Raw genomic sequence first — 22,791 nt, forward strand, 5'->3', positions numbered from 1 at the left:
GAAGACCGCAGATGGCCGGTGCCAAGAACCATGATTATCATATCCTTCCGCCGAGCATCTGGCCGTTCTTCGGGTCGATGGCGGCGCTGGTCATGGCGTCGGGCGGGATCATGTGGATGCACAGCGTCGCGCATGGCGGGCTGGTGTTCTTCCTCGGCTTGATCGGGATCCTCTACACCTTCTACAGCTGGTGGTCGGACGTGATCCGCGAGGCGAATGCCGGCGATCATACGCCGGTGGTGTCGCTCCACCTGCGCTACGGGATGATCCTGTTCATCGCGTCGGAAGTGATGTTCTTCGTCGGCTGGTTCTGGGCGTGGTTCGATTTCTCGCTGTTCCCGTCGACAGTCGATGCGGTCGGTGGCGTGTGGCCGCCGAAGGGGATCGAGGTGATCGACCCGTTCCACCTGCCGCTGCTCAACACACTGATCCTGCTGTGTTCGGGGACGACGGTGACCTGGGCGCACCATTCGCTGCTGCAGGGCGACCGCGAGGGGCTGAAGACCGGGCTGTGGTGCACGATCGCGCTGGGTGCGCTGTTCTCAACGATCCAGGCCTATGAGTACATGCACGCGCCGTTCGCGTTCAAGGGACTGAACTACGGCGCGGCGTTCTTCATGGCGACCGGCTTCCACGGCTTTCACGTGCTGGTTGGCACCATCTTCCTCGCGGTCTGCCTCTTCCGGACGTACAAGGGCGACTTTACGCCGAAGCAGCATTTCGGGTTCGAGGCGGCGGCTTGGTACTGGCATTTCGTCGATGTCGTGTGGCTGTTCCTGTTTATCTCGATCTACGTCTGGGGCGGCTGGGGCGCGACGATCCACGCGGGCTGAGGCGCCAAGCCTGACCGGACCTTATGTCCTGCCACGATCCCTCCGGAACCGCGCTGCGTTCCGGGGGGATCATGCTATCTGGGGCGAATGACCGAGCCCCTCCACATCTCGCCTGAGTATATCGCCGCCGGCCTGAAGGGGCTGTGCCCGCGCTGCGGCGCGCGGACGCTGTTCGCGGGTGTCGCGCGGTTCTCGCCCGCCTGTTCGAACTGCGGGCTCGAGTTCGCGAAGTTCAACGTGGATGACGGGCCGGCGGCGTTCCTGACGCTCGGCATCGGGACGATCATCACGATCGCGGCGATCACGCTGGAACTGACCGTGTCGCCGCCCTTCTGGGTGCATTTCCTGATCTGGACGCCGGTGACGTTGCTCTCGGTGGTTGGGTCGCTGCGCGTGGCGAAGGGGATGCTGATCCTGGCGGAATATCGCAACGACGCGCGCGAGGGGCGGATCCGCGGGGACGCGCCGGAGGATCGGCCGTGACTGGACAAGCCAGCGCAACGCCGCGGCTGCGCATTCCGATCGTCGCGACGCTGGTCGTCGTGGCGGCGGCGATCGGCATGGCGATGCTGGGCCTGTGGCAGGTGCGGCGGATGCACGAGAAGGGAGCGTTGCTGGCGCAATATACGGCGGCACCGGGCAAGCCCGCGGTCGCATGGCCGGCGGTGCCGGTGCGCGACGGGGCGCTGCTGTACCGGCGGAGTGGCGGGTTCTGCATCGAACCGATGGGCTGGACCGCGCGGGCCGGGCGGAGCCGGACGGGGGAGAGCGGCTGGCGGCATATCGTGCAGTGCCGGACGGGGGCCGAGGGCCCGGGCATGGCGGTGGACATGGGATGGTCGCGCGACCCGAAGAACCCGGTCGGCTGGACCGGTGGGCGCGTGACGGGGACGATCGATGCGGACCGCGATCATGTTCTGCTGCTCGTTGCGGACCAGGCGGCACCGGGTCTGACGCCGAGCCTGCGGCCGAGTCCGGAGGATATTCCGAACAATCACTTCGCCTATGCGGTGCAATGGTTCGCGTTCGCCGCGATTGCGCTGGTGATCTATGTGATCGCGCTGACGCGGCGGAGGGTTTGAGCTTTTCGGTTTCCTCTCCGGGTCTGGGTTGGGCCGCTCTCACACTAACGTTGCTCAGTTGACGAGGTTGGCCCCACCCCAACCCCTCCCCTGAAGGAGAGGGGCGTTCTGTTGCGGTTTGGTCCAACGTTCGTTTTGACCGGGATGCGGGAGGCCCCGGCTGGCTTGATTGGCGGACCGCGATGGTTGCCCCTCGCCACACACGGGGCTAAGCCGCGCGGTCATGCAATATGTCAGCACGCGCGGGACCGCGCCCATCCTTGGCTTCGAGGCCGTGACCCTGGCGGGGCTTGCCGCCGATGGCGGGTTGTACGTGCCGGAGACGTGGCCGACGTTCGATCACGACCAGATCGCGGCGTTGCGCGGCAAATCCTATGCCGAGACCGCGGCGATCGTGATGGCGCCGTTCGTGGGCGACGCCCTGTCGCGCGAGGACCTGCACGCGCTGTGTGTCGCGGCCTATGGGCGGTTCGAGCATGATGCGGTAACGCCGCTGGTGCAGCTGGATGCGCAGCACTGGTTGCTGGAGCTGTTCCACGGGCCGACGCTGGCGTTCAAGGACGTGGCGTTGCAGCTGCTGGGGCTGTTGTTCGAGCGGTTCCTGTCCGGGCGGGACAGCCACCTGACCGTCATCGGCGCGACGTCGGGCGATACAGGGTCGGCGGCGATCGATGCGCTGGCGGGGCGGGCGAAGGTCGATATCTTCATGCTGCACCCGGAAGGGCGCGTGTCGGAGGTGCAGCGCCGGCAGATGACGACGGTGCTGGCGCCGAACGTCCACAATATCGCGATCGACGGCAGTTTCGACGATGCGCAGGCGCTGGTGAAGGCGATGTTCGCCGACCGGCCGTTCGCCGAACGGTTCGAGCTGTCCGCGGTCAATTCGATCAACTGGGCGCGGCTGATGGCGCAGATCGTCTATTATTTCTACGCCGCGGTGCGGCTGGGCGGGCCGGAGCGGCCGGTGGCATTTGCGGTGCCGACGGGCAATTTCGGCGATGTCTTCGCGGGATATTGCGCCGCGCGGATGGGGCTGCCGATCGCCAAGCTGATCGTCGCGACCAACGTCAACGACATCCTGCACCGCGCGCTGTCCGCCGGGGACTATTCGGCGGGCACGGTGACCGCGACCGCCGCGCCGTCGATGGACATCCAGGTGAGTTCCAATTTCGAGCGGCTGCTGTTCGATCTGCACGGGCGCGATGCGGGGGCGCTGTGCGCGGCGATGGGCGGGTTCGATCGCGATCGGCGGATGGCGCTGACCCCGGCGATGCAGGCGGAGGCGGGCAACATCTTCGTCAGCGCACGGGTGGATGCCGCGGCGATGACCGGGGCGATGCAGCACGCGGCGACGCGGATGGGGCAGGTGATCGACCCGCATACCGCGATCGGGTTGGCCGCGGCGCGCGCGATCGGGTTGTCGGCCGACGTGCCGGTGGTGACGCTGGCGACCGCGCATCCCGCCAAGTTCGGCGATGCGGTGGAGCAGGCGATCGGGCGGCGACCCGAGCTGCCCGCGCGGATCGCCGGGCTGTTCGACATGCCGGAGCGCTCCGTTTCGTTGCCCGCGACGCTGGCGGCGATCGAGGGGCATGTCGCGGCGCATGCGAGGCCGCGCGCATGACGACGGCGCGGGTGCACCGGCTGGCCAACGGGCTGACCATCGCGGTGGAGCCGATGGACGGGGTCGAGACGCTGGCGGTGGGCGTCTATGCCGATGTCGGTTCGCGGTCCGAGGCGGCCGGGCAGGGCGGGCTGGCCCATCTGGTCGAGCATATGGTGTTCAAGGGTGCGGGCGGGCGCGATGCGCGCGCGATCGCCGAGGATATCGAGGATGTCGGCGGGAGCCTGAACGCGTGGACCGCGCGCGACCACACCGTCTATCATGCGCGGCTGCTGGCCGGTGACCTGGCGCTGGGCGTCGACATGATCGCCGACCTGGTGCGCGCGCCGCGGTTCGACCCGGACGAGCTGGAGCGCGAGAAGAAGGTCGTGCTGTCCGAACTGGGCGAGGCGAACGATACGCCCGACGACATCGTGTTCGATCACCTGCAATCGGCCTGTTATCCGGGGCAGGCGATCGGCGTGCCGGTGCTGGGCGACGAACGCACGCTGGCGACGCTGACCGCGGGCGACCTGCGCCGCTGGACCGAGGCGCAGTATCGACCGGGTAGCCTGGTACTGGCGGCGGCCGGCAAGGTGGACGAGGACGCGCTGCTGGCGCTGGCCGAGGCGCGGTTCGGCGACATGGCCGCGGGAACCGCACCGGCGGCGGTCAGCGCGACCTTCGGTGGCGGGACGCATCACGACCGGCGCAAGTTCGACCAAATCCATCTGGCGGCGGCCTGGGCCGGGGTCGGGCACGAGGATCCGGACGTGCACGCGCTGTCGCTGTTCTCGTCCGCGGCGGGCGGGGGCATGTCGTCGCGGCTGTTCCAGCAGCTGCGCGAGGAGCGTGGGTTAGCGTACAGCATCTATAGCTGGACGCAGACCTATGCCGAGACGGGGCTGTTCGGGCTGTATTGCGCAGCGGAGCGCCCGCGGGCGGCGGAGGCGCTGGCCTTGGCGCGCGTCGTGCTGGCGCAGACTGCGGACGATTTGAGCGAGGCGGAACTGGCGCGGGCCAAGTCGCAGGCGAAGGCCGGCTGGCTGATGGGGCTGGAGTCGGTGGCGGCGCGGTGCGACCGGCTGGCGCGCGACCTGCAGGTGCATGGCCGGATCGTGCCGGTGGCCGAGACGGTGGCGGCGATTGATGCGGTGACGGTGGCGCACGCACGCGCGGCGGGGGCGAAGGCACTCGGCGGTGCCGAGGCGCTGGCGACGGTGGGCGGTACGTTGACCGGTTCGGGGAAGGCAGCGGCATGAGCGATCTGACGACTATAATCGCGGAGCCGTGGGACGACTATGCGCTGGTCGATTCGGGGCATGGCCGGAAGCTGGAGCGCTATGGCCGGTTCCGGTTTATCCGGCCCGAACCGCAGGCGATGTGGGCCCCCGCGACGACCGCGTGGGAGGCGGACGGCGACTTCATCGGCGCATCGGACGAGGATGGTGGCGGACGCTGGCATCTGTCGCGCGATGTGCCGCGCGGGGGCTGGCACATCCGCTGGGACGACCTGCGCTTCACCGCGCAGAACACGCCGTTCCGCCATCTGGGGTTCTTTCCGGACATGGCGCCGGTGTGGTCGTGGATGCGCGAGCGGGTGGGCGAGCGGTCCGAGGTGCTGAACCTGTTCGGCTATACCGGGATCGGATCGCTGGCGCTGGCGTCGAAGGGCGTGTCGGTGACGCATGTCGATGCATCGAAGAAATCGGTCGAGGCGGGGAAGGCGAACGCGTTTTTGTCGGACCTGGGCGATCGGCCGATCCGCTGGATGGTGGACGATGCGGTGAAGTTCGCCGCGCGCGAGGTGCGGCGGGGCAAGCGCTACGACGGCATCCTGCTCGACCCGCCAAAGTTCGGGCGCGGGCCGGACGGCGAGGTCTGGCGGCTGGAGGAGCATCTGCCGGGGCTGATCATGCATTGCCGCAATCTGCTGGATGCGGAGTCGAAGTTCCTGGTGCTGACGGTCTACGCGATCCGGATGTCGGCTTTGGCGATCGCTGAGTTGTTGCGGCAGGCGACGGCGGATCTGGGCGGGCGGGTTGAGTGCGGCGAGATGGCGGTGCGTGAAGAGGCGCGTGGGTTGTTGATGCCGACCGCTATTTTTGCGCGGTGGGTGAAGGACTGAAGTTGGGCTGAGCAAGGCCTTCTGATCCCTCAACACCCCGCATAACCCCGTTTGGTTCGAGCCTGTCGAGAACTCTGCGCAGGGGTTCTCGACAGGCTCGAACCAAAACAGGGTTGGGGTTGGGGGCAGGCCCAACAACGTCGCTTTGTAGGCGGCTCAGTCCTTCCCCGCCCGTAGGGCGGCCCCGCCGGCGAAAGGCGTGATTGCGACTAGCAGCAGGCTGGTCGCGGCGAGAAGCTTGAGTGCGCCGCCGCCGGTGTCGCCGAGCGCGCCTGCGCCGAAGATCAACAGCGGGATGGCGAGCGGGAGCATGATCAGGCCGGCGAGCGCGCTTGCACCGCGGAGGCCTGCGGTGAGCGCGGCGGTCAGGAGGCCAAGGGCGGCGAGGCCGGGGGTGCCGAGCAGGAGGCCGGCCTCGATCCGGGTGACGGTGGTGGTGTCGAGTTTGAGGAGCGCGGCGGCGGGCAGGACCGCGATCATCAGCGGGGGCGCGAAGCCGAGCCAGTGGGCGAGCAGCTTCGACGCGACGGCGAGTTCGGTGCTGATCCCGCGGACGGCATATTGATCGAGCACGCCGGCGGCGCGGTCGGGTTCGATCAGGCGGTCGACCGGCAACAGGGCCGCGAGCAGCGCCGCCATCCAGAGCGCGCCGCCACCGGTGCGGGCGAGCAGGGTGCTGTCCGGGCCGATGGCGAAGGGGAAGAGCGTGGCGACGAGGAGGAAGAAGAGGATGGGGAGGAGGGCCGCGCCGCCTGTGTAGTGTTGGGTGATGTCGCGGAGGAGGAGGGGGGTTTTGCTTCCTCCGGTTGAGATCTGCTCGCGATGTTGAAGCGGGGCCGTACTCCCTCCCCCCACCGGCGGGAGGGTTGGGGTGGGGGGTGTTTCCGGGTGGAACGGTCGGGGCGTTGCGTCCAGTGACGCCCCCCACCCAACCCTCCCCCCGTGGGGGGGAGGGCTCTGTTGCGTTTGGTTTTGCGTTGCGGCCTCGGGCGGGCGTTGCTCCCCTCTCCCAACCCTCTCCCCGGAGGGGAGAGGGCTTTCTTGCAGCATTAACTGTTGAGCGTTTTGCAGGCCGAGGGGTTGGTGGGAGGCGGCTATGATGATGCCGCCGTTTGCGCGGTGGTGCGCCATTGCTTCGGCCAGGGCGATCAGGCCGCTGGTGTCCAGCCCGTTCGCGGGTTCGTCCAGCAACCACAGGCCGGCACCGCTCCCGAGCGTGCGGGCAAGGACGGCGCGTTTGCGTTGGCCGGTGGAGAGCATGCGGACCGGGACGGTGGCGAGGTGGGGGATCGCCATCGCCGTCATTGCGGGGGCGACCTGGGTCGCGGTGCCGTCGAGCTCCGCCCAGAACGCGAGAGCGCGCGACAGGGGCAGGCGGGGGTCGAGCGCGTCGCCGTCGGTGGTGGCGAGGGCCAGGCCGCCGGTGTTGGTGACGGTGCCGGAGAGTGGGGTCAGCAGGCCTGCGATGATCGCCAATAGCGTGGACTTGCCCGCGCCGTTCGGGCCGGTGACGAGCAGCGCGTCGCCTGGGGCGAGGGTGAGGTCGATCCCCTCGAACAGCAGCCGGTCGCCGCGCCAGGCGGCGATGCCTTCGAGCCGCAAGGACGGCGTCATCCGGCGGCGGCCTCCAGCGCATGCATGTCGGCGTCGGACAGGCCGAAATGATGGCCGACCTCGTGGACCAGCACGTGGGTGACGAGCGCCTCCAACGTGACGCCGGTTTCACACCATTCGTCGAGCAGCGGGCGGCGGAAGAGGTGGATCATGTCGGGCATGGCTGCGGTGTCGGTGACCGATTTCTCGCCGACCGGGCGCCCTGTATAGAGGCCGGTGAGGTCGAACGGATCGTCGATCTCGAGCGCGTCGAGGACCTCCTCATCCGCGAACTCCTCGACGCGCAGCGCGATGTCGCCGAGGTGGGCGCGGAATTCCTCCGGCAGCGCGGCCAGCGCGCGGCGGGCGATCGCCTCGATGTCGTCGGCGGTCGGGGCGAGGCCGGTGATTGCTTTATCCATGGCCGCGACCCTATCGTCGCGGTGACGACGATACCAGCCGGGGAGCCTTGCCGCATGATCGAACCTTTGTCCGAAGCCGAGCGGATCGACGCGCTCGACGGCCTGCCCGACTGGGATCATGACGACGGGCGCGACGCGATCACGCGGCGGTTCGTGTTTGCGGATTTCGGCGAGGCGTTCGGGTTCATGACGCGCGTCGCGTTGCTGGCGGAGAAGGCGGATCATCATCCCGAATGGTCCAATGTCTGGAACCGGGTGGACGTGACGCTGACCACGCATGACGCGGGTGGCCTGTCGGTGCGCGATGTCGCGATGGCGCAGGCGATCGATGCGGTGGTGGGGTGATTTGCCTTTAGGCAGGGGATGGATGTGACGACGACGGCGATCGCGTTCGAGGGGGTGACCAAGCGTTACGGCGACGCGATCGTCGTCGATGCGGTGACGCTCGACATCGTGGCGGGCAGTTTCGTGGCGCTGGTCGGGACATCCGGGTCGGGCAAATCGACGTTGCTGAAGATGGTGAACCGGTTGGTGGAGCCGGACGCGGGCGCGGTGCGGGTCGCGGGGGTGGCGGTCGCGGGCGGGGATGCGCCGGTGCTGCGGCGGTCGATCGGGTATGTGTTCCAGAATGTGGGGCTGTTCCCGCACCTGTCGGTGGCGGACAATATCGCGATCCGGGCGCGGTTGGGCGAGGGGGTGCCGGATGTCGGGGCGCTTCTGACGCAGGTCGGATTGGAGCCGGATGTCGCCAAGCGGTCGCCGCGGGCGTTGTCGGGTGGGCAGCAGCAGCGCGTCGGGATCGCGCGGGCGCTGGCGGGGGATGCGAAGATCCTGCTGATGGACGAGCCGTTCGGCGCGCTCGATCCGGTGACGCGGGAGCGGATCGGGCAGACGGTGCGCGAGCTGCACGTCGCGCGCGGGCTGACGACGATCATGGTGACGCACGACATGGGCGAGGCGTTGCTGCTGGCGGACCGCGTGCTGGTGATGGTGGCGGGTCGGATCGTGGCGGATGCGACGCCGGCCGAGATGCTGCGTGCCGAGGACGGGCCGGCGGCGGCGCTGGTCGCGGTGCCGCGTGGGCAGGCGGCGCGGATGCAGGCGCTGGCCGACGGGGGCACGGCATGATTGCGGCGTTCGGGCAGGTGCCGGGGCTGGCGGCGTCGCATATCCTGCTGGCCGCCGCCGCGCTGGTGCTGGCGCTGGTCGTGAGTTTGCCGCTCGGGGTGTTCGCGGCGCGGCGGCCGGTGTTGCGGCAGGCGGCGCTGGGGTTCGCATCGCTGGTCCAGACGGTGCCGGGGCTGGCGTTGCTGGCGTTGTTCTATCCGGTGCTCGTCGGGTTGTCGGCGCTGGTCGGGGGCGGGATCCCGGCGTTGGGGTTCCTGCCGTCGCTGCTCGCGCTGACACTGTATGCGCTGCTGCCGATCCTGCGGAACGTGATCGCGGGGCTGGGCGGGATCGACCCGGCGGTGATCGAGGCGGCGGACGGGATCGGCATGACGCCGGCGCAGCGCTTGCGGCTGGTCGAGGCGCCGCTGGCCGCGCCGGTGGCGATGGCGGGGATCCGGACCGCGGCGGTGTGGACGATCGGTGCGGCGACGCTGTCGACGACGGTGGGCTATCCGTCGCTCGGCAACCTGATCTTTGCGGGGTTGCAGACCGAGACGACCGCGCTGGTGCTGGCGGGGTGCGTGGCGAGCGCGGCGCTGGCGCTGGCGGTGGACGCGTTGCTGGCGCTGGTCGAGCGCGGGGTGGCGACCGGGCGGCGCTGGCTGATGGCGGGGCCGGCCCTGCTGTTGCTGGCGGTGGTAGGCGGTGCGGCGGCATACACATGGTGGCCGGCGAAGCCCGCGATCGTGATCGGGGCGAAGAATTTTTCGGAGCAGTATATCCTGGCGCGGCTGATCGGCGAGCGGCTGGAGCAGGCCGGGTTCGACGTGCGGTACCGCGAGGGGCTGGGCTCCGCGGTGGCGTTGCGCGCGCTGGAGGGCGGCGATGTCGACGTCTATGTCGATTATGCGGGGACGATCTGGACCAATGCGATGGAGCGGACCGACACGCCGGCGGCGCCCGCGATGGCGGCGGGGATCGACGGCTGGTTGCGCGCACGGCCGGGGCGGGCGCGGGTGATCGGGCCGCTGGGGTTCGAAAATGCCTATGCGCTGGCGATGAAGCCGCGGAAGGGCATCTCGTCGATCGCGGACCTGGCGCGGGTGGCGCCGGGGTTGCGGCTGGCGGCGGACCTGGAGTTTCTCGACCGGCCGGAGTGGCGGACGATCCGCGATGCCTATGGGCTGCGGTTCGCGGATCAACGCGCGTACAGCCCGACCTTCATGTACCGCGCGCTGTCGGGCGGACAGGCGGATGTGATCTCGGCATTCTCGTCCGATGGGCGGATCGCGGCGGACGGGCTGGTGGTGCTGGCCGATCCGAAGCGGGCTGTGCCGTCCTATGATGCTCTGTTGCTGGTCGGTGGCGCGCGGGCGGGCGATGCGCGGGTGCGGGCGGCGTTGCAGCCGCTGGTCGGACGGGTGCCGGTGGCGGCGATGCGGCGGGCGAACTACATGGTCGACCGCGATACCGACAAGGCGACGCCCGAGGTGGCGGCGCGCTGGCTCGCCGGTCAGCTGGGTCGCACGGGGGCGCAGAAGCCGGCGATCAGGTAGGCGGCGACGCCCCAGCTTCCGGCCCAGGCGAGCGTCAGCAGCACCGCGGCGATCCGGACGAGGAGCGGGTCGAGGCCCGTGCTGTCGGCGATGCCGGCGCAGACGCCCATGATGCGGGCGCGGGACTTGTCGAGCGTGAAGGTCTTCATGGCGGCGGGTCCTTGTCGGTTCAGGCGGTGCGGGTCGCGGCGATGCCGGAGGCGGGCGCGACGGCGGCCAGGACGCAGGTGGTGGAGAGCAGCAGTGCTGCAGCGGCGGAGAGGGTGCGGATCATCTGGATCGTCCGGTTGGGGTTCGGGGTCAGGCGACGATGACGCTGTGGCGCGTCGGGGCAGCGGTGGTGCCGACCGGGCCGACCGCGGCAATGACGCAGGTGGCGGAGAGGGCGGCTGCGACGGCGGCGGTGGCGATCTTGCGGGCGATGGTGGTGGCGGACATTGCTTGGGTTTCCCTGACTTTGAAATGGTCGCTGGCCAGGTGGCTGGCGATGTCAGGGTGTTTGCAATGGGCGTGCCAGATTGGATTTTGGCGGGTTTGTTGGGGATTTCTCGACGGTGGCAGAGTCTAATAGTTCGGTCTCACGCCGACAGTTGGCATTCTGCGCTGACGGTTAGTGCAAGCGACTGGGTGTCCGCCTTCGTTGTAGCGCTTGTGTTGCCGCTGCCCCCACCCCCAACCCCCTCCCCTGAACGGGAGGGGGCTTTTCTGTTGCTCCCGCGCCAGGCGATCAGATCGCGACCTGGCCGTAATTTTGTTGGGTGAAGGGGTGGCTGCTGGCGAGGCCGCCGTCGACGACGAGGGCGTGGCCGTTGACGTAGGAGGAGGCGTCGGACGCGAGGAAGAGCGCGGCTTGCGCGAGTTCGTCGGGTTCGCCGCCGCGGCGTAAGGGGTTGAGGCGGCCGATGCGGTCGGCCTTGCCGGCGGCAGTGGCCCAGTCGTAGATCATTTCGGTCATGCCGGTCTGGATCAGGCCGGGGCAGATGGCGTTGACGCGGACCTTGCTGCCGACGAGTTGTTGGGCTGCGGTCTGGACCAGGTTGATGACGCCGGCCTTCGACGCGGAATAGGCGACGCCGCCGGCGCCCGAACGGAGCCCCGCGACCGAGGCGGTGCACAGGATCGACCCGCCGCCGCGTTTCGCGATGGCGGGGGCGGCATGCTGGATGGCGAGGAACGGGCCGATCAGGTTGATCCGCAGGATCTCGGCGAAATCCTCCGCGCTCTGATCGAACAGGCCGGCGAGGCCGCCCGAGACTCCGGCGTTGGCGAACATGATGTCGAGCCCGCCGAAGCGCTCTTCCGCCGCTTGGACGAGCGCGGCGACGTCGTCCGCGCGGCCCGCGTCGCCGACGATGGCGTGCGCGGCGTCGCCGATGGCGCGGGCGGTGTCATGGACCGCGTCCGAGACGTCGGAGACGACGACGCGGGCGCCCTCCGCCGCGAACAGGTGGGCGGTTGCGCGACCGATGCCGCTGGCCGCGCCGGTGACGATCGCGACTTTGCCTTCCAGGCGGCGGCCCGTCACAGGCCGACGCCGATGGTGGAGCCGCCGTCGACGACGATCGTCTGGCCGGTCATGAAGGTGGAGGCGGGGCTGGCGAGGAACACCGCGGCGCCCGCGATCTCGTACGGTTCGCCGATGCGGCGCATGGGGGTGGAGCGGGTGACGGCCTTCAACGTGTCCGGATTTTCCCACAGCGCGCGGGCGAAATCGGTGCGGACCAGGCCGGGGGCGATGCAGTTCACGCGGACGCCGGCCGGACCATATTCGGCGGCCAGGTTGCGCGCGAGCTGGAAGTCGGCGGCCTTCGACACGTTGTATGCGCCGATGACGGTGGAGGAGGTGAGCCCGCCGATCGACGAGACGATGACGATCGAGCCTTCCTTGCGCGCGACCATGCCGGGGGCGGCCATCGCGATCAGCCAGTGGTTGGCGAGCACGTTGTTTTCGAAGATCTTGCGGAACTGGTCGTCCTCGATTCCGGCCATCGGGCCATAATAGGGGTTGGACGCCGCGTTGCAGACCAGCACGTCGATCCGGCCGAAGTGCCGTTCGGTTTCGGTGACGAGGTTGCGGAGCGCGTCCTTCGACGAGAGCGAGGCGGCGATCGCGATGGCGGTGCCGTCGCCGTGCGCAGCGTTCAGTTCGGCGGCGACGGTCTCGCAGATGTCCTGGTTGCGGCTGGAGATGACGACCTTTGCGCCCTGTTCGGCAAGCGCGGTGGCGATCGCCTTGCCGATGCCGCGCGAGGAGCCGGTGACGATGGCGACCTTGTCGGTCAGGTCGAAGAGGGACATGCGGTGCTCCGGGTGAGGGTTGTGGTCTTGGGTCATGCGCCGGCTTTCTGCGCGAAGGACCAGGCGGCGTCGGCGAGCGGCACGACGCGGGCGGCGGTTTCGGCGGCCTGCGCGCTGGAGGCGGTGCCGTCGGCGACGCGTTTCTTGATGCCCTGGACGATGCCGGTCAGGCGGAAGAGATTGTAGGCGAAATACCAGTCGAGGTCGGGTAGGCCGTCGCGGCCGGTGGCGGCGCAGTAGCGTGCGACGGCCTGTTCCAGCGTCGGGATGCCGAGCGCGGGGAGGTCGAGGCCCAGCAAGCCCGAGCGGCCCTCCGGTTCGGTGACCCAGTTCATGAGCAGGTAGGAGACGTCGGCGAGCGGATCGCCGAGCGTGGACAGTTCCCAGTCGAGCACGGCGACGACGCGCGGCCCGTCGGGCGCGTAGATGAGGTTGTCGATCCGGTAGTCGCCGTGGACGATGGCGGTGCGGTCCTGCCGCGGGAGCGTGCGTGGGAGCCAGTCGATCAGCCGTTCGACGCTGTCGATCCGATCGGTTTCGGAGGCGCGATACTGCTTGGTCCAGCGTGCGACCTGACGTTCGAAATAGTTGCCGGGGCGGCCGTAGTCGCCGAGTCCGACCGTGTCCGGATCGACCGCGTGGAGTGCGGCGAGCGTGTCGATCATCGCGTCGTAGGTGGCGCGGCGTTCGGCAGGCGCGAGGCCGGGCAGGCTGCCGTCCCAATAGGTGCGGCCGGCGACGTGGCTCATGACGTAGAAGGTCGCGCCGATCACCCTGTCGTCTGTGCAGAGCGCGAAGGGGCGCGCGACGGGGAAGCCGGTGGGGGCGAGGGCGGCGATCAGGCGATGTTCGCGGTCTACCGCGTGGGCGGAGGGGAGGAGCGGGCCGAAGGGCTTGCGGCGCAGGACATAGTCGCCGGAGGCGGCGGCGATGCGGTAGGTCGGGTTGGATTGGCCGCCGGGGAATTTTTCCAGGGTGAAGGGGCCGCGGAAGTTTTCGACATGGGTGGCGAGCCAGGAGGCGAGGCGGGTGGTGTCGACGTCGGTCATTGCTGGGCGCCTGACGTCTTGGCGGCACCGCAATGTTGTCCCGTACCCCCGCGTAGGCGGGGGTCCAGTTCGGAGCGTGGAGCCGTACCCCCGCCTTCGCGGGGGTACGGCGTGCGGTCAGCGAACACGGTATTTGCCGAATTCGGCGCGGGCGATGGCGCGGTTGTGGACTTCGTCGGGGCCGTCGGCGAGGCGGAGGGTGCGGATGCCGGTATAGGCTTTTGCCAGGCCGTAGCCGCTGGTGACGCCCGCGCCGCCGTGGGCCTGGATCGCGTCGTCGATGATGCGGAGCGCCATGCGCGGGGCGGCGACCTTGATCATCGCGATCTCGTTCTGCGCGACCTTGTTGCCGACCTTGTCCATCATGTCCGCGGCCTTGAGGCAGAGGAGCCGGCAGAGTTCGATGTCGATCCGCGCCTCGGCGATCCGCTGTTCCCAGACGGACTGTTCGGCGAGCGTCTTGCCGAACGCGGTGCGGGTCAGCAAACGGCGCGTCATCTTTTCGAGCGCCTCCTCCGCCACGCCGATGGTGCGCATGCAGTGGTGGATGCGGCCGGGCCCCAAGCGGCCCTGCGCGATCTCGAACCCGCGGCCCTCGCCGAGCAGCATCGCGTCCTCCGCGTTCACGCGGACGTCGTTGAGCTGGATCTCCATGTGGCCGTGGGGCGCGTCGTCGTAACCGAAGACGGGGAGGTGGCGCAGGATCTCGACCCCGGGGGTGTCGAGCGGCATCAGGACCATCGACTGCTGCTGGTGCTTCGCGGCACCGAAATCGGATTTGCCCATCACGATCGCGACCTTGCAGCGTGGGTCGCCCGCACCCGACGACCACCATTTGCGGCCGTTCAGGACATAGTCGTCGCCGTCGCGGTCTATGCGCGTTTCGATGTTGGTGGCATCGGACGAGGCAACGTCGGGTTCGGTCATGAGGAAGGCGGAGCGGATCTCGCCGCGCATCAGCGGGACCATCCAGCGCGTCTTCTGCGCCGCGGTGCCGTAGCGGTGGAACACCTCCATGTTGCCGGTGTCGGGGGCGGAGCAGTTGAAGACCTCCGACGCCCATTCGAGATGGCCCATCTCCTCGGCGCAGAGCGCATATTCGAGGTTGGTGAGGCCGGGACCGTCGAACGCGACGCTGTCGTCCACCGGCACGCGGCCGGACGAGGGCGGCATGAAGAGGTTCCAGAGGCCCTGGGCGCGGGCCTTTTCCTTCAGCTCCTCGATCACGGGCAGGACCTTCCAGCGGTCACCCTCCGCCTGTTGCGCGTGATAGTCGGGGTCGCGCGGGCGGATTTCGGTTTCGATGAAGGCGCCGACGCGGTCGCGCCAATGCGTTTCCCGATCGTTCAGGGTGAAGTCCATCCGCGGCATCCTCTCGGGCTCTCGTTGACGTGAACGTAAGCGGAAGGTGGGGGTGGCGTCTAGGGGGTTGGTTGGGGGCGTCGGTCTAGGGGTGTTGCGGAGGTGCGCTCAGCTTCGGAAGTTGTAACTGTTTGCCTCCGTCGCGCGTACTACGGGGCAGGAGAACGGCATGACGGACGAGCGACCCTTGGTGAAGCGGCATGCGTGGCCGGTGCGGGTGTGGCACTGGTGGAATGCGGTGGTCGTGATCGTCATGCTGATGAGCGGGCTGATGATCTTCAACGCGCATGGGCGGCTCTATTGGGGGCAATATGGCGCCAATACCGACCAGGCTTGGCTGGAGATCGGGTCGACCGCGGAGGCCGGATATCTAAAGGTCGGCGCGGTGCAGGTGCCGACGACGGGCGTGCTGGGGTATTGGCAGGACAGCACGGGCGCGGTGCAGCGGCGCGCGTTTCCGGGGTGGGCGACGATCCCGAGCGGGTACAGCCTGTCGGCGGCGCGGCGGTGGCATCTGTTCTTCGCCTGGCTGCTGGTCGTGCCCGGGGTGCTGTTCTGGTTGTGGAGCTTCGTACGCGGGCATGTGCGCCAGTTGACGCCGACCCGGAACGAGCTGGCCCCGCGGCACGTGATGGCAGACATCCGCAACCATGCGCGACTGCGCTTTCCGGCGGGGCAGGCGGCGCTGACGTACAACATCCTGCAGAAGCTGAGTTATTTCGGGGTGATCTTCGTGTTGCTGCCGGGGCTGGTGCTGACGGGCCTCGCGATGTCGCCGGCGATGGACGCGGCGTGGCCGTGGTTGCTGGATGTGTTCGGCGGGCGGCAGTCGGCGCGGTCGCTGCACTTCATCGCGATGGCGCTGCTGGCGGCGTTTATCGTCGTGCACCTGCTGATGGTCGTGCTGGCCGGGCCGTATAACGAGATTCGATCGATGGTGACGGGGTGGTTCCGGCTGCCGCCCGAGCGCGCGGACGCGAAGGCGGAGGAAGTGGCATGAGCATATTGACGCGGCGCGCGGTCGTGGGCGCGGGGCTGGCGGGGGCGGGGCTGTTGCTGCCCGGGTGCGACCGGCTGGATCAGTCGCCGGCGTTTCGCGAGACTTTGCGGCTGGGCGAGCGCGTGTCGATGGGGGCGCAGCGGCTGGTGTCGGACCGAACGGCTCTAGCGCGCGAGTTCGACGGGGGCGACATCAGCCCGGTGTTCCGGTCGAACGGGACGCGGGTGCCGGGGGGGACGGACTATGCCGCGCTGATGGCGGACAAGTTCGCGAACTGGCGGTTGCGGGTCGACGGGATGGTCGCGCGACCCCTGTCGCTGTCGCTGGCGCAGTTGGGCGCGATGCCGGTGCGGAGCCAGACGACGCGGCACGACTGCGTCGAGGGGTGGAGCGCGATCGGGCGCTGGACGGGGACGCCGCTGAAGCTGGTGCTGGATGCGGCGGGGGTGCGCAATACGGCGCGCTACCTCGTGTTCCACTGTGCCGATCTGTACGGGGCGAGCCCTTATTACGAGTCGATCGACATGATCGATGCTTTGCATCCGCAGACGATTTTGGCCTGGGCGCTGAACGGGCGGATGTTGCCGGTGGGGAATGGTGCGCCGCTGCGGCTGCGGGTGGAACGGCAGTTGGGGTACAAGCATGCCAAGTATCTGATGCGGATCGAGGCGGTGGCTTCTTTGGTCGGATTGTATGGTGGCAAGGGTGGGTTCTGGGAGGATAGTAATGATTATGAATGGTATGCGGGGATTTAGGGGGTTCTAAATTCCTTACTCAATCCGTTTGGTTCGAGCCTGTTGAGAACGTTGCGCGGAGTTCTCGACGGGCTCGAACCAAACGGGGTTGGGGTTGGGGTTTAGCCCCTTCAACGTTGCGGTTTGCGGCGCCGTTGGCCGTCTCGGCTGCGCTCGACGGGGTCCCTCGACTTCGCTCGGGATGGACGGTTTTGGGGGTGCGGGTGAACCTGCTGCGCGCGTGCTTCGATACGGGTCTTCGGCTTCGCTCAGCCTCTACTCAGCATGGGCGGTTTCGCGTGCTGGCTAACTGACCGGCTCGCGAAGATCGTTTCTGCGACCGCCAGCGTGCGGGGGTTGTCGACGTCGATGGCGACGGCGCCGTCGTCGAGGATGACGGCGCGGATCGGGAAGCCGAAGCGGCGCGAGAAGCGGGCGAAGGCGCCGTCGATGGTGCCGAGCCCGAGGCGGAAGGCGATGAGGTTGTAGAGCCCGAGCGCGCGCAGGATGCGGACCGGGTGCTTGGCGAACTGGCCGCCGGAGCGGAACACCTCGGCCACCGCGAGCGCCACGGGGCTGCCGATCCAGTAGGCGTTGCAGTTGGAATAGCTGTCGTCGCGGAAGCGGTAGAAGCGGCGCTGGCCGTCGGGGTGCGCGGCGAGCACGGAGTCGCGGCGGGTGAAGGCGACCGCGACGGACTTGGCGCCTGCCGCATCGCCCGCCGTGCCGATCTGCTCGACCGCGGCGGGGGTGAGCAGGACGTTGTCGGCGGTGGTGACCAGGATCGGGAACGCCTGTCCGTCCAATGCGGCGAACAGGCTGTCGACGAGGTTATGCTTCGCGCGGACCGCGACGAGGCGGCCTTCGTCGATCAGCGCGCGGGCGGCGGGGACCGCATCGAGCAGCGCTGGGTCGTTGATCGATACGATGATCCGCGCGATCGACGGGGTGTCGGCGAGTGCCACCAGGACATGCTCGATCATCAGGCGGCCGGCGACGGGGATGAGGCATTTGTCGGCGAGTCCGGCGGCGGCGGCGAGCGGGTCGATGCTGCCCTCGCGCCGACCGGCCATCACGATCGCGGTGGTGCTGCGCATCAGGAGCCGGCGAAGGCGGGGACGCCGCCGGTTGCCGCGATCTGCCAGGCGGGGACGGTCTTCTTCAGCGACTTCGGCGGGATCAGGCCGTTGCGTTCGAGGCTTTCGGCGACGATCGTCTCGATCAGTTCGGCATGGCTCCAGCCGCCGAGCCATGCGGCCATCGCGATCGTCTTGCGCGACCACAGGTTGCAGTTGAGGTTGACCTCCATGAACTGGATCGCGCCGGTCGTGGCGTCGATCCGGAATTCGAAGCGGCCATAGTCGAACGGCAGAAATTCGGGGATCAGCGCGTGCGTCGCCGCGTGGATCTCGGCCAGCCGGGCGTGGTCGTTATAGGGCTGGATCGCGTAGGACTGCGGCTTGCCGGCCAGATCGCGCTTTTCGGCGTAGCTGCGGAGCTGGGCGGGATCCTGCTGTTCGACGATCATGACGGGCAGGATGACGGGCTTGCCGCCGACGGTGATGACCGACACCTCGATATCATGGCCGGTGATGAACGGTTCGACGATGGCGTCGTGACCCTCGGCGTGCAGCGTGGCGACGGCATCGCGCACGCCGGCCCAGTCGTGCGCGGAACGGATGCCCCAGCTGGCGGAGGATGCGTTGGGCTTGATCACCCAGCGGTCGGCGCGTGGGCAGCGTTGCGCATCAACGGGCGCGAGCCGGCGGTAGATCGCCCAGTCGGCCATGGCGAGGCCGCGGGCGCGCGCGACGGTCTTGGTCAGATGCTTGTCGTCGGACAGGCCGCGGATGATGGGCGAGCCGCCGAGATAGGGGATGCGCAGCCGGTTGCAGAGCAGTGGGAGCATCATTTCGGAATTGAGGAAGCCGCCGCGGTTGAGCAGCGGGAAGACGAAATCGACGTCCGGCTTGTCGAACAGCACCTCGTAGCGGTCCGCGACGACGAGGTTCAGGCCGAGGCCGCACAGTACCTGCCGGATTTCGGCATGGTAGGTGGCGTGGGTGCCGTCCTGGCCGTCCGCATGGCCTTCCGACAGCGCATGCTTGGCGATGTAGAGGATGCGGAGGGCCTTCTTCGCCCGGTTGGGGATGGTGGACGGGCGGGCATCGATCAGGCGCTGGGTCATCCGGCGGGGGTAACGGCCCCGTGCGACGCTTTTCTGGCAGGCGGGTGACAGTCCTGCGTAAGCCGTTCAGCGGTGGGCGGCGCGGGCCAGGTGGTGGGCGAGCAGGATGCCGTAGCGCCCTTCGCCCAGCCCGCGGCGGGAGGCGCGTTGCGGCATGAGCACGCCGGGCTTGCCGTTGCCCTCGATCAGGATCGGGCCGTCCGCGGCGAACCCGACGTCCCAGCCGATCAGCGCATAGTCGGCAAAGGCGCGGGCGTGCGCGTCGGCCACCAGCGCGCGGGCGGCGGCCCAGTCGGGCAGGCCCAGGCCGGGGATCGCGACGCCGGTGACCGGGTGGAGCGGATAGTCGCCGCCGCCATAGCCCTTGCACGCCAGGCCCAGCGTGCCGTCGTCGATGTCGATGGGGCTGAGCAGGCCGCCGGCCTTCATATTGTCGACCATCGCCGCAGGATCGGACGGCACGCGCAGGACCGCGCTGGCGAGTTCGGGGACGCCCCGTTCGTCCAGGATCGTCGTCATGCGGGCGGTGGGGAGGGCGTTGAGCGCGAGCTGGTTCAGCGCGGCGTGGGGGATGATGCGGTGCTGGAGCAGCCAGGCGTGGCGGCGCTTGCCGAAGTGGGTGTGGAGCCAGGCGGCAAGTTCGGTGGTGTCGTCGGGTGCGCCGTCGACGAAGGCCACGCCGGCGCCGCCCTCGCCGCGGGCGGGTTTCAGCAGCAACGGGTGACCGGCGGGGGAGGCTTGGACCGTAACCTTGCCGTCGACGATGGCGGCGACGACCGCGGGGTGGCGCAGGTCGTGCGCGGCGCAGCGGGCGTAGAAGGCGATCTTGTCGGCCAGGACGCAGCCGGGGGCCCAGGCGAGCGGGTTGATGTGGCGGTTGAGGTCGGCGTCCTCGAACCGGCGGATGTAGCCGTCGAGCTGGTCGGCGAGGTCGATGCGGAACAGCGCGATGTCGTTGGGGTCGGCGAAGGTGGCGTGGGCGATGGCGGTGGCTTTGGCGGTCCAGCGGGCGTCGAGGCCGTAGCGCTTGCGGACGGCGCGGGCGCGGAGCGGGATCCAGGCGTGGAACGCTGCGCCGGTCAGCAGGTCGAGCGCTGCGCGGAGCGGTCCGCGGGTGCGGGCGCGGTGGGCGTAGTGCGCGGCGAGGAAGTGGCCGGAGACGGGCGTGCGCATGCCGGGGAACAGCGGGAACGCCTTCTTCGCGCGGTACCAGAGTTCGGTTGTGGACAGCATCGCGCCCACGCTTTGTCCGCGCATGTTACGCGGTGATGGCAGCGCGCGTGATTGTCATATCGGCGCGGTACCGGGTTCCCATGCGGATCGCGATCTACGTCCATGACATGCGCGCCAGCGGCGTGGTGCGCGCGATGATCGCGCTGGCGAGGGCGCTGGCGGAGGCGGGCGACGATGCGGTGCTGGTCGCGGGATCGTCGGCCGGGTGGTTCGGCGCGGCGGATGTGGCGCCGGCGCGGTTCGTGGCAGCGACCGAGCGCCAAGCGGAGTCGCGCGGGCAGTTGCGCGGGGTGCCGGCGCTGCGCCGGGCGATCCGCGCGATCGCGCCGGACGTGGTGCTGTCGGGTGGGAACCATGGGCATGTGAGCTTGTGGGCGGCGACGCGGGGCCTGGGCATTCCGCGGGTGTTCGTGTTCAGCAACCCAATGGAGCGGGCGGGGCAGCCGATCCGGAACCGCTGGCGGATGGCCAAGAGTGCGACGCTGATCGCGGCGTCGGCGCGGTCGGTGGTGGTGGGGCGGAACCTGGCGGACGACGCTGCTTTCTCGCGCGGGATCGCGGCGGGGCGCGTCGTGCTGATCCGTAACGGGATCGCGCGGGCCGGGGTGGCGGCGTCTCCGGTTCCTGCGGCGATGGTCGATGCGGTGCCGACCGTGCTGGCGGTCGGGCGGCTGACGAAGCAGAAGAATTATGAGGGGCTGATCGCGGCGATCGCCGCCGCGAACCGGGTGCGGCCGATGCGGCTGGTGGTGCTGGGCGGTGGCGATGCTGCGTATCGCGACGGCTTGGCTGCGCAAGCGGCGGCGCTGGGGGTCGGCGACCGGGTGCTGTTCGCCGGGGTGACGGACGATGTCTATCCGTGGCTGCGCGCGGCGCGGGTGTTCGCGATCGCATCCTGGTGGGAGGGTTCGTCGATCGCGCTGCTGGAAGCGGTCGATGCCGGCGTGCCGATCGTCGCCAGCACGACGGCGGGCGATGCCGTGGAGGTGCTGGACGGCGGGCGTTACGGGCTGATCGTCGCACCGGACGACGCGGAGGGGTTTGCCGCGGCGTTGTTGCGGCAGGTGGGGGACGATCCGGTGCGGCCGGGGGATCGGATTTTAGCGTACGATGCGGGTGCGATGATGCGGGCGTATCGGGCGTTGTTGGTTGGGGTGGTTGAGGGGGCGCCGGTTCGGACACCCACCCGTTCATCCTGAGTAGAGTCTAAGGCCCGTATCGCTGTGGCCTACTGACCTAGCGAGGGTCCGCCCGCTGCCCCGTTTGGTGTGCGGTCCTATTGGGTTTCACTGCATGATGACCGGTGCAGGAAACCGCGCTGTCGGCTTCTCGGCTGCGCTCGAAGGGGTCCCTCGACTTCGCTCGGGATAAGCGGTGTTTGAAACTACACCTCCACCGCGAACGCGGTCGCTTCTCCGCCGCCGATGCACAGCGCCGCGACGCCTTTCTTCAGGCCACGGGCAGTGAGGGCGGCGATGAGCGTGGCGATGATGCGCGCGCCGGACGCGCCGATCGGGTGGCCGAGGGCGGTGGCGCCGCCGTTGACGTTGAGGCGGTCCTCCGGGATGCCGAGGTCGCGGGCGGCGATCATGGCGACGACCGCGAACGCCTCGTTCACCTCGAACAGGTCAACGTCGTCGACCGACCAGCCGGCCTTGGCGAGGACCTTGCGGATCGCGTCGACGGGGGCGGTGGTGAACAGAGCCGGCGCGTGGGCGTGGGCGGCGTGAGCCACAACGCGGGCGGCGACGGGCAGTCCGAGTTCGGCCGCGACGCTGGCGCGTGTCATGACGAGGGCGGCGGCACCGTCGGAGATTGACGAGGCGTTGGCGGCGGTGATCGTGCCGTCCTTGCTGAACGCGGGTTTCAGCGTCGGGATCTTGTCCGGCCGGGCGTTACCGGGCTGTTCGTCCTCCGTGATCGTGTCGGTGCCGCGGCGGCCGGTGACCTCGACCGCGACGATCTCGCCCGCGAACGCGCCGTCGGCGATGGCGGTGGTGGCGCGGTCGAGCGAGCGGAGCGCGTAGGCGTCCTGTTCGGCGCGGGTGAACTGGTAGGATTGTGCGCTGTCCTCGGCGAAATGCCCCATCAGCTTGCCGGGGTCGTAGGCGTCCTCGAGCCCGTCGAGATACATCGAATCCTGGACCGACTGGTGGCCGATCCGCGCGCCGCCGCGCATCTTCTGCAGCAGGTAGGGGGCGTTGGACATGCTCTCCATCCCGCCCGCGACGACGATGTCGGCGGAGCCCGCGGCGAGCGTGTCGTGCGCCAGGATCGCGGCCTGCATGCCCGAGCCGCACATCTTGTTGACAGTGACCGCTTCGACCGAGTCGGGCAAGCCGGCGCCGAGGGCGGCCTGGCGTGCGGGGGCCTGGCCGAGGCCGGCGGGCAGAACGCAGCCCATCATGATCTGGTCGATGCGGGCGGGGTCGACGCCGGCGCGCTCGACCGCGGCGCGGACCGCGGTGGCGCCGAGCACGGTCGCCTTCACCGCCGACAGCGCGCCCTGGAAGCCGCCCATCGGAGTGCGGGCGTAGCTGACGATCACGACGGGGTCGGTGGCGGGCATGGCGGGTGATCCTCTGATTGTGTTTTTGCGG

General features: G+C 69.2%; 24 protein-coding genes and 1 pseudogene. 12 read left to right on the plus strand and 13 right to left on the minus strand.

The genetic code is table 11. The features are described 5' to 3' along the window. Window positions 1-11: 11 nt before the first annotated feature. The 6 genes from ACFSGX_RS02695 to ACFSGX_RS02720 all read left to right on the plus strand — a co-directional run bounded on the left by ACFSGX_RS02695 (window position 12) and on the right by ACFSGX_RS02720 (window position 5,646). Entirely contained in the window at window positions 12-833 is an 822-nt protein-coding gene (locus ACFSGX_RS02695; protein ID WP_380927272.1) for a cytochrome c oxidase subunit 3, read from the plus strand. 87 nt (window positions 834-920) lie between these two features. Continuing rightward, the gene (locus ACFSGX_RS02700; protein WP_380927274.1) at window positions 921-1,316 is read left to right on the plus strand and encodes a DUF983 domain-containing protein; all 396 of its coding nucleotides are present in this window, start codon (window positions 921-923) and stop codon (window positions 1,314-1,316) included. Beyond that, window positions 1,313-1,915 (plus strand): SURF1 family protein, encoded by a 603-nt coding sequence (locus ACFSGX_RS02705; RefSeq protein ID WP_380927276.1) that lies wholly within the window; start codon window positions 1,313-1,315, stop codon window positions 1,913-1,915. The genes ACFSGX_RS02700 and ACFSGX_RS02705 overlap by 4 nt, the downstream gene beginning before the upstream one ends. 223 nt (window positions 1,916-2,138) lie before the next feature. Further along, window positions 2,139-3,539, plus strand: coding sequence for a threonine synthase (gene thrC / locus ACFSGX_RS02710; protein WP_380927277.1), 1,401 nt, complete (start codon window positions 2,139-2,141; stop codon window positions 3,537-3,539). Further along, window positions 3,536-4,780: a M16 family metallopeptidase gene (locus tag ACFSGX_RS02715; RefSeq protein WP_380927279.1), complete on the plus strand. Its 1,245-nt coding sequence runs from the start codon at window positions 3,536-3,538 to the stop codon at window positions 4,778-4,780. Before thrC ends, ACFSGX_RS02715 begins: the two co-directional genes overlap by 4 nt. Further along, window positions 4,777-5,646, plus strand: coding sequence for a class I SAM-dependent methyltransferase (locus tag ACFSGX_RS02720; protein WP_380927280.1), 870 nt, complete (start codon window positions 4,777-4,779; stop codon window positions 5,644-5,646). The genes ACFSGX_RS02715 and ACFSGX_RS02720 overlap by 4 nt, the downstream gene beginning before the upstream one ends. A 156-nt stretch (window positions 5,647-5,802) precedes the next feature. On the opposite strand, the gene ACFSGX_RS02725 is transcribed toward ACFSGX_RS02720, so the two are convergent. From ACFSGX_RS02725 to ACFSGX_RS02735, 3 genes and pseudogenes are all read right to left on the minus strand, one after another. Then, the gene (locus ACFSGX_RS02725) at window positions 5,803-6,417 is read right to left on the minus strand and encodes a heme exporter protein CcmB (protein ID WP_380928213.1); all 615 of its coding nucleotides are present in this window, start codon (window positions 6,415-6,417) and stop codon (window positions 5,803-5,805) included. A gap of 285 nt (window positions 6,418-6,702) precedes the next feature. Further along, a pseudogene (gene ccmA / locus ACFSGX_RS02730) lies at window positions 6,703-7,260 on the minus strand (heme ABC exporter ATP-binding protein CcmA); the annotation flags it as partial. Continuing rightward, complete coding sequence (locus ACFSGX_RS02735; RefSeq protein WP_380927282.1) at window positions 7,257-7,661, minus strand: metallopeptidase family protein; 405 nt, start codon at window positions 7,659-7,661, stop codon at window positions 7,257-7,259. The pseudogene ccmA and the gene ACFSGX_RS02735, both read right to left, overlap by 4 nt. Window positions 7,662-7,715: 54 nt before the next feature. Here ACFSGX_RS02735 and ACFSGX_RS02740 point away from each other — a divergent pair, with 54 nt between their 5' ends. The 3 genes from ACFSGX_RS02740 to ACFSGX_RS02750 are packed head-to-tail and all read left to right on the plus strand — an operon-like array spanning window position 7,716 to window position 10,327. Beyond that, the gene (locus ACFSGX_RS02740; protein WP_380927284.1) at window positions 7,716-8,006 is read left to right on the plus strand and encodes a 4a-hydroxytetrahydrobiopterin dehydratase; all 291 of its coding nucleotides are present in this window, start codon (window positions 7,716-7,718) and stop codon (window positions 8,004-8,006) included. Between the two features lie 18 nt (window positions 8,007-8,024). After that, window positions 8,025-8,789 carry an ATP-binding cassette domain-containing protein gene (locus ACFSGX_RS02745; protein ID WP_380927286.1) on the plus strand — a complete coding sequence of 255 codons (765 nt, stop codon included), beginning with the start codon at window positions 8,025-8,027 and terminating at the stop codon, window positions 8,787-8,789. Continuing rightward, the gene (locus ACFSGX_RS02750; protein WP_380927287.1) at window positions 8,786-10,327 is read left to right on the plus strand and encodes an ABC transporter permease/substrate-binding protein; all 1,542 of its coding nucleotides are present in this window, start codon (window positions 8,786-8,788) and stop codon (window positions 10,325-10,327) included. The genes ACFSGX_RS02745 and ACFSGX_RS02750 overlap by 4 nt, the downstream gene beginning before the upstream one ends. On the opposite strand, the gene ACFSGX_RS02755 is transcribed toward ACFSGX_RS02750, so the two are convergent. The 6 genes from ACFSGX_RS02755 to ACFSGX_RS02780 form a co-directional block, all read right to left on the minus strand. Next, a complete protein-coding gene (locus ACFSGX_RS02755; RefSeq protein ID WP_380927289.1) occupies window positions 10,285-10,476 on the minus strand; it encodes a PspC domain-containing protein in 192 nt (63 codons plus the stop codon). The two genes, ACFSGX_RS02750 and ACFSGX_RS02755, sit on opposite strands and share 43 nt — an antisense overlap. 151 nt (window positions 10,477-10,627) lie before the next feature. Continuing rightward, window positions 10,628-10,765 (minus strand): hypothetical protein, encoded by a 138-nt coding sequence (locus tag ACFSGX_RS02760; RefSeq protein WP_380927291.1) that lies wholly within the window; start codon window positions 10,763-10,765, stop codon window positions 10,628-10,630. A 289-nt stretch (window positions 10,766-11,054) separates the two neighbouring features. Further along, complete coding sequence (locus tag ACFSGX_RS02765; protein ID WP_380927293.1) at window positions 11,055-11,852, minus strand: SDR family NAD(P)-dependent oxidoreductase; 798 nt, start codon at window positions 11,850-11,852, stop codon at window positions 11,055-11,057. Continuing rightward, window positions 11,849-12,625 (minus strand): SDR family NAD(P)-dependent oxidoreductase, encoded by a 777-nt coding sequence (locus ACFSGX_RS02770; protein ID WP_380927295.1) that lies wholly within the window; start codon window positions 12,623-12,625, stop codon window positions 11,849-11,851. The genes ACFSGX_RS02765 and ACFSGX_RS02770 overlap by 4 nt, the downstream gene beginning before the upstream one ends. A 32-nt stretch (window positions 12,626-12,657) precedes the next feature. Beyond that, entirely contained in the window at window positions 12,658-13,674 is a 1,017-nt protein-coding gene (locus ACFSGX_RS02775) for a phosphotransferase family protein (RefSeq protein ID WP_380927297.1), read from the minus strand. Between the two features lie 117 nt (window positions 13,675-13,791). Further along, entirely contained in the window at window positions 13,792-15,036 is a 1,245-nt protein-coding gene (locus ACFSGX_RS02780; protein WP_380927298.1) for an acyl-CoA dehydrogenase family protein, read from the minus strand. 169 nt (window positions 15,037-15,205) lie between these two features. Between ACFSGX_RS02780 and ACFSGX_RS02785 the strand changes: the two genes are divergently transcribed. Further along, on the plus strand, window positions 15,206-16,036 hold the full coding sequence (locus tag ACFSGX_RS02785; RefSeq protein WP_380927299.1) for a cytochrome b/b6 domain-containing protein: 831 nt from the start codon (window positions 15,206-15,208) through the stop codon (window positions 16,034-16,036). After that, window positions 16,033-16,791: a molybdopterin-dependent oxidoreductase gene (locus ACFSGX_RS02790; protein WP_380927300.1), complete on the plus strand. Its 759-nt coding sequence runs from the start codon at window positions 16,033-16,035 to the stop codon at window positions 16,789-16,791. Before ACFSGX_RS02785 ends, ACFSGX_RS02790 begins: the two co-directional genes overlap by 4 nt. 248 nt (window positions 16,792-17,039) lie before the next feature. Here the strand turns inward: ACFSGX_RS02790 and ACFSGX_RS02795 are convergent, their stop codons facing one another. From ACFSGX_RS02795 to ACFSGX_RS02805, 3 genes are all read right to left on the minus strand, one after another. After that, window positions 17,040-17,867 (minus strand): NTP transferase domain-containing protein, encoded by an 828-nt coding sequence (locus ACFSGX_RS02795; protein WP_380927302.1) that lies wholly within the window; start codon window positions 17,865-17,867, stop codon window positions 17,040-17,042. Then, window positions 17,867-18,958, minus strand: a complete 1,092-nt coding sequence (locus ACFSGX_RS02800) for a D-alanine--D-alanine ligase family protein (RefSeq protein WP_380927304.1) — start codon at window positions 18,956-18,958, stop codon at window positions 17,867-17,869. The genes ACFSGX_RS02795 and ACFSGX_RS02800 overlap by 1 nt, the downstream gene beginning before the upstream one ends. Before the next feature lie 66 nt (window positions 18,959-19,024). After that, window positions 19,025-20,215 carry a sugar-transfer associated ATP-grasp domain-containing protein gene (locus ACFSGX_RS02805; RefSeq protein ID WP_380927305.1) on the minus strand — a complete coding sequence of 397 codons (1,191 nt, stop codon included), beginning with the start codon at window positions 20,213-20,215 and terminating at the stop codon, window positions 19,025-19,027. Between the two features lie 56 nt (window positions 20,216-20,271). On the opposite strand from ACFSGX_RS02805, the gene ACFSGX_RS02810 reads away from it, so the two are divergent. Continuing rightward, window positions 20,272-21,390, plus strand: a complete 1,119-nt coding sequence (locus ACFSGX_RS02810) for a glycosyltransferase (RefSeq protein ID WP_380927307.1) — start codon at window positions 20,272-20,274, stop codon at window positions 21,388-21,390. Between the two features lie 185 nt (window positions 21,391-21,575). On the opposite strand, the gene ACFSGX_RS02815 is transcribed toward ACFSGX_RS02810, so the two are convergent. Further along, a complete protein-coding gene (locus ACFSGX_RS02815) occupies window positions 21,576-22,760 on the minus strand; it encodes an acetyl-CoA C-acyltransferase (RefSeq protein ID WP_380927309.1) in 1,185 nt (394 codons plus the stop codon). Window positions 22,761-22,791 lie beyond the last annotated feature (31 nt).

The sequence above is a fragment of the Sphingomonas arantia genome, assembly GCF_042682045.1.
Classification (GTDB): Bacteria; Pseudomonadota; Alphaproteobacteria; order Sphingomonadales; family Sphingomonadaceae; genus Sphingomonas_R; species Sphingomonas_R arantia.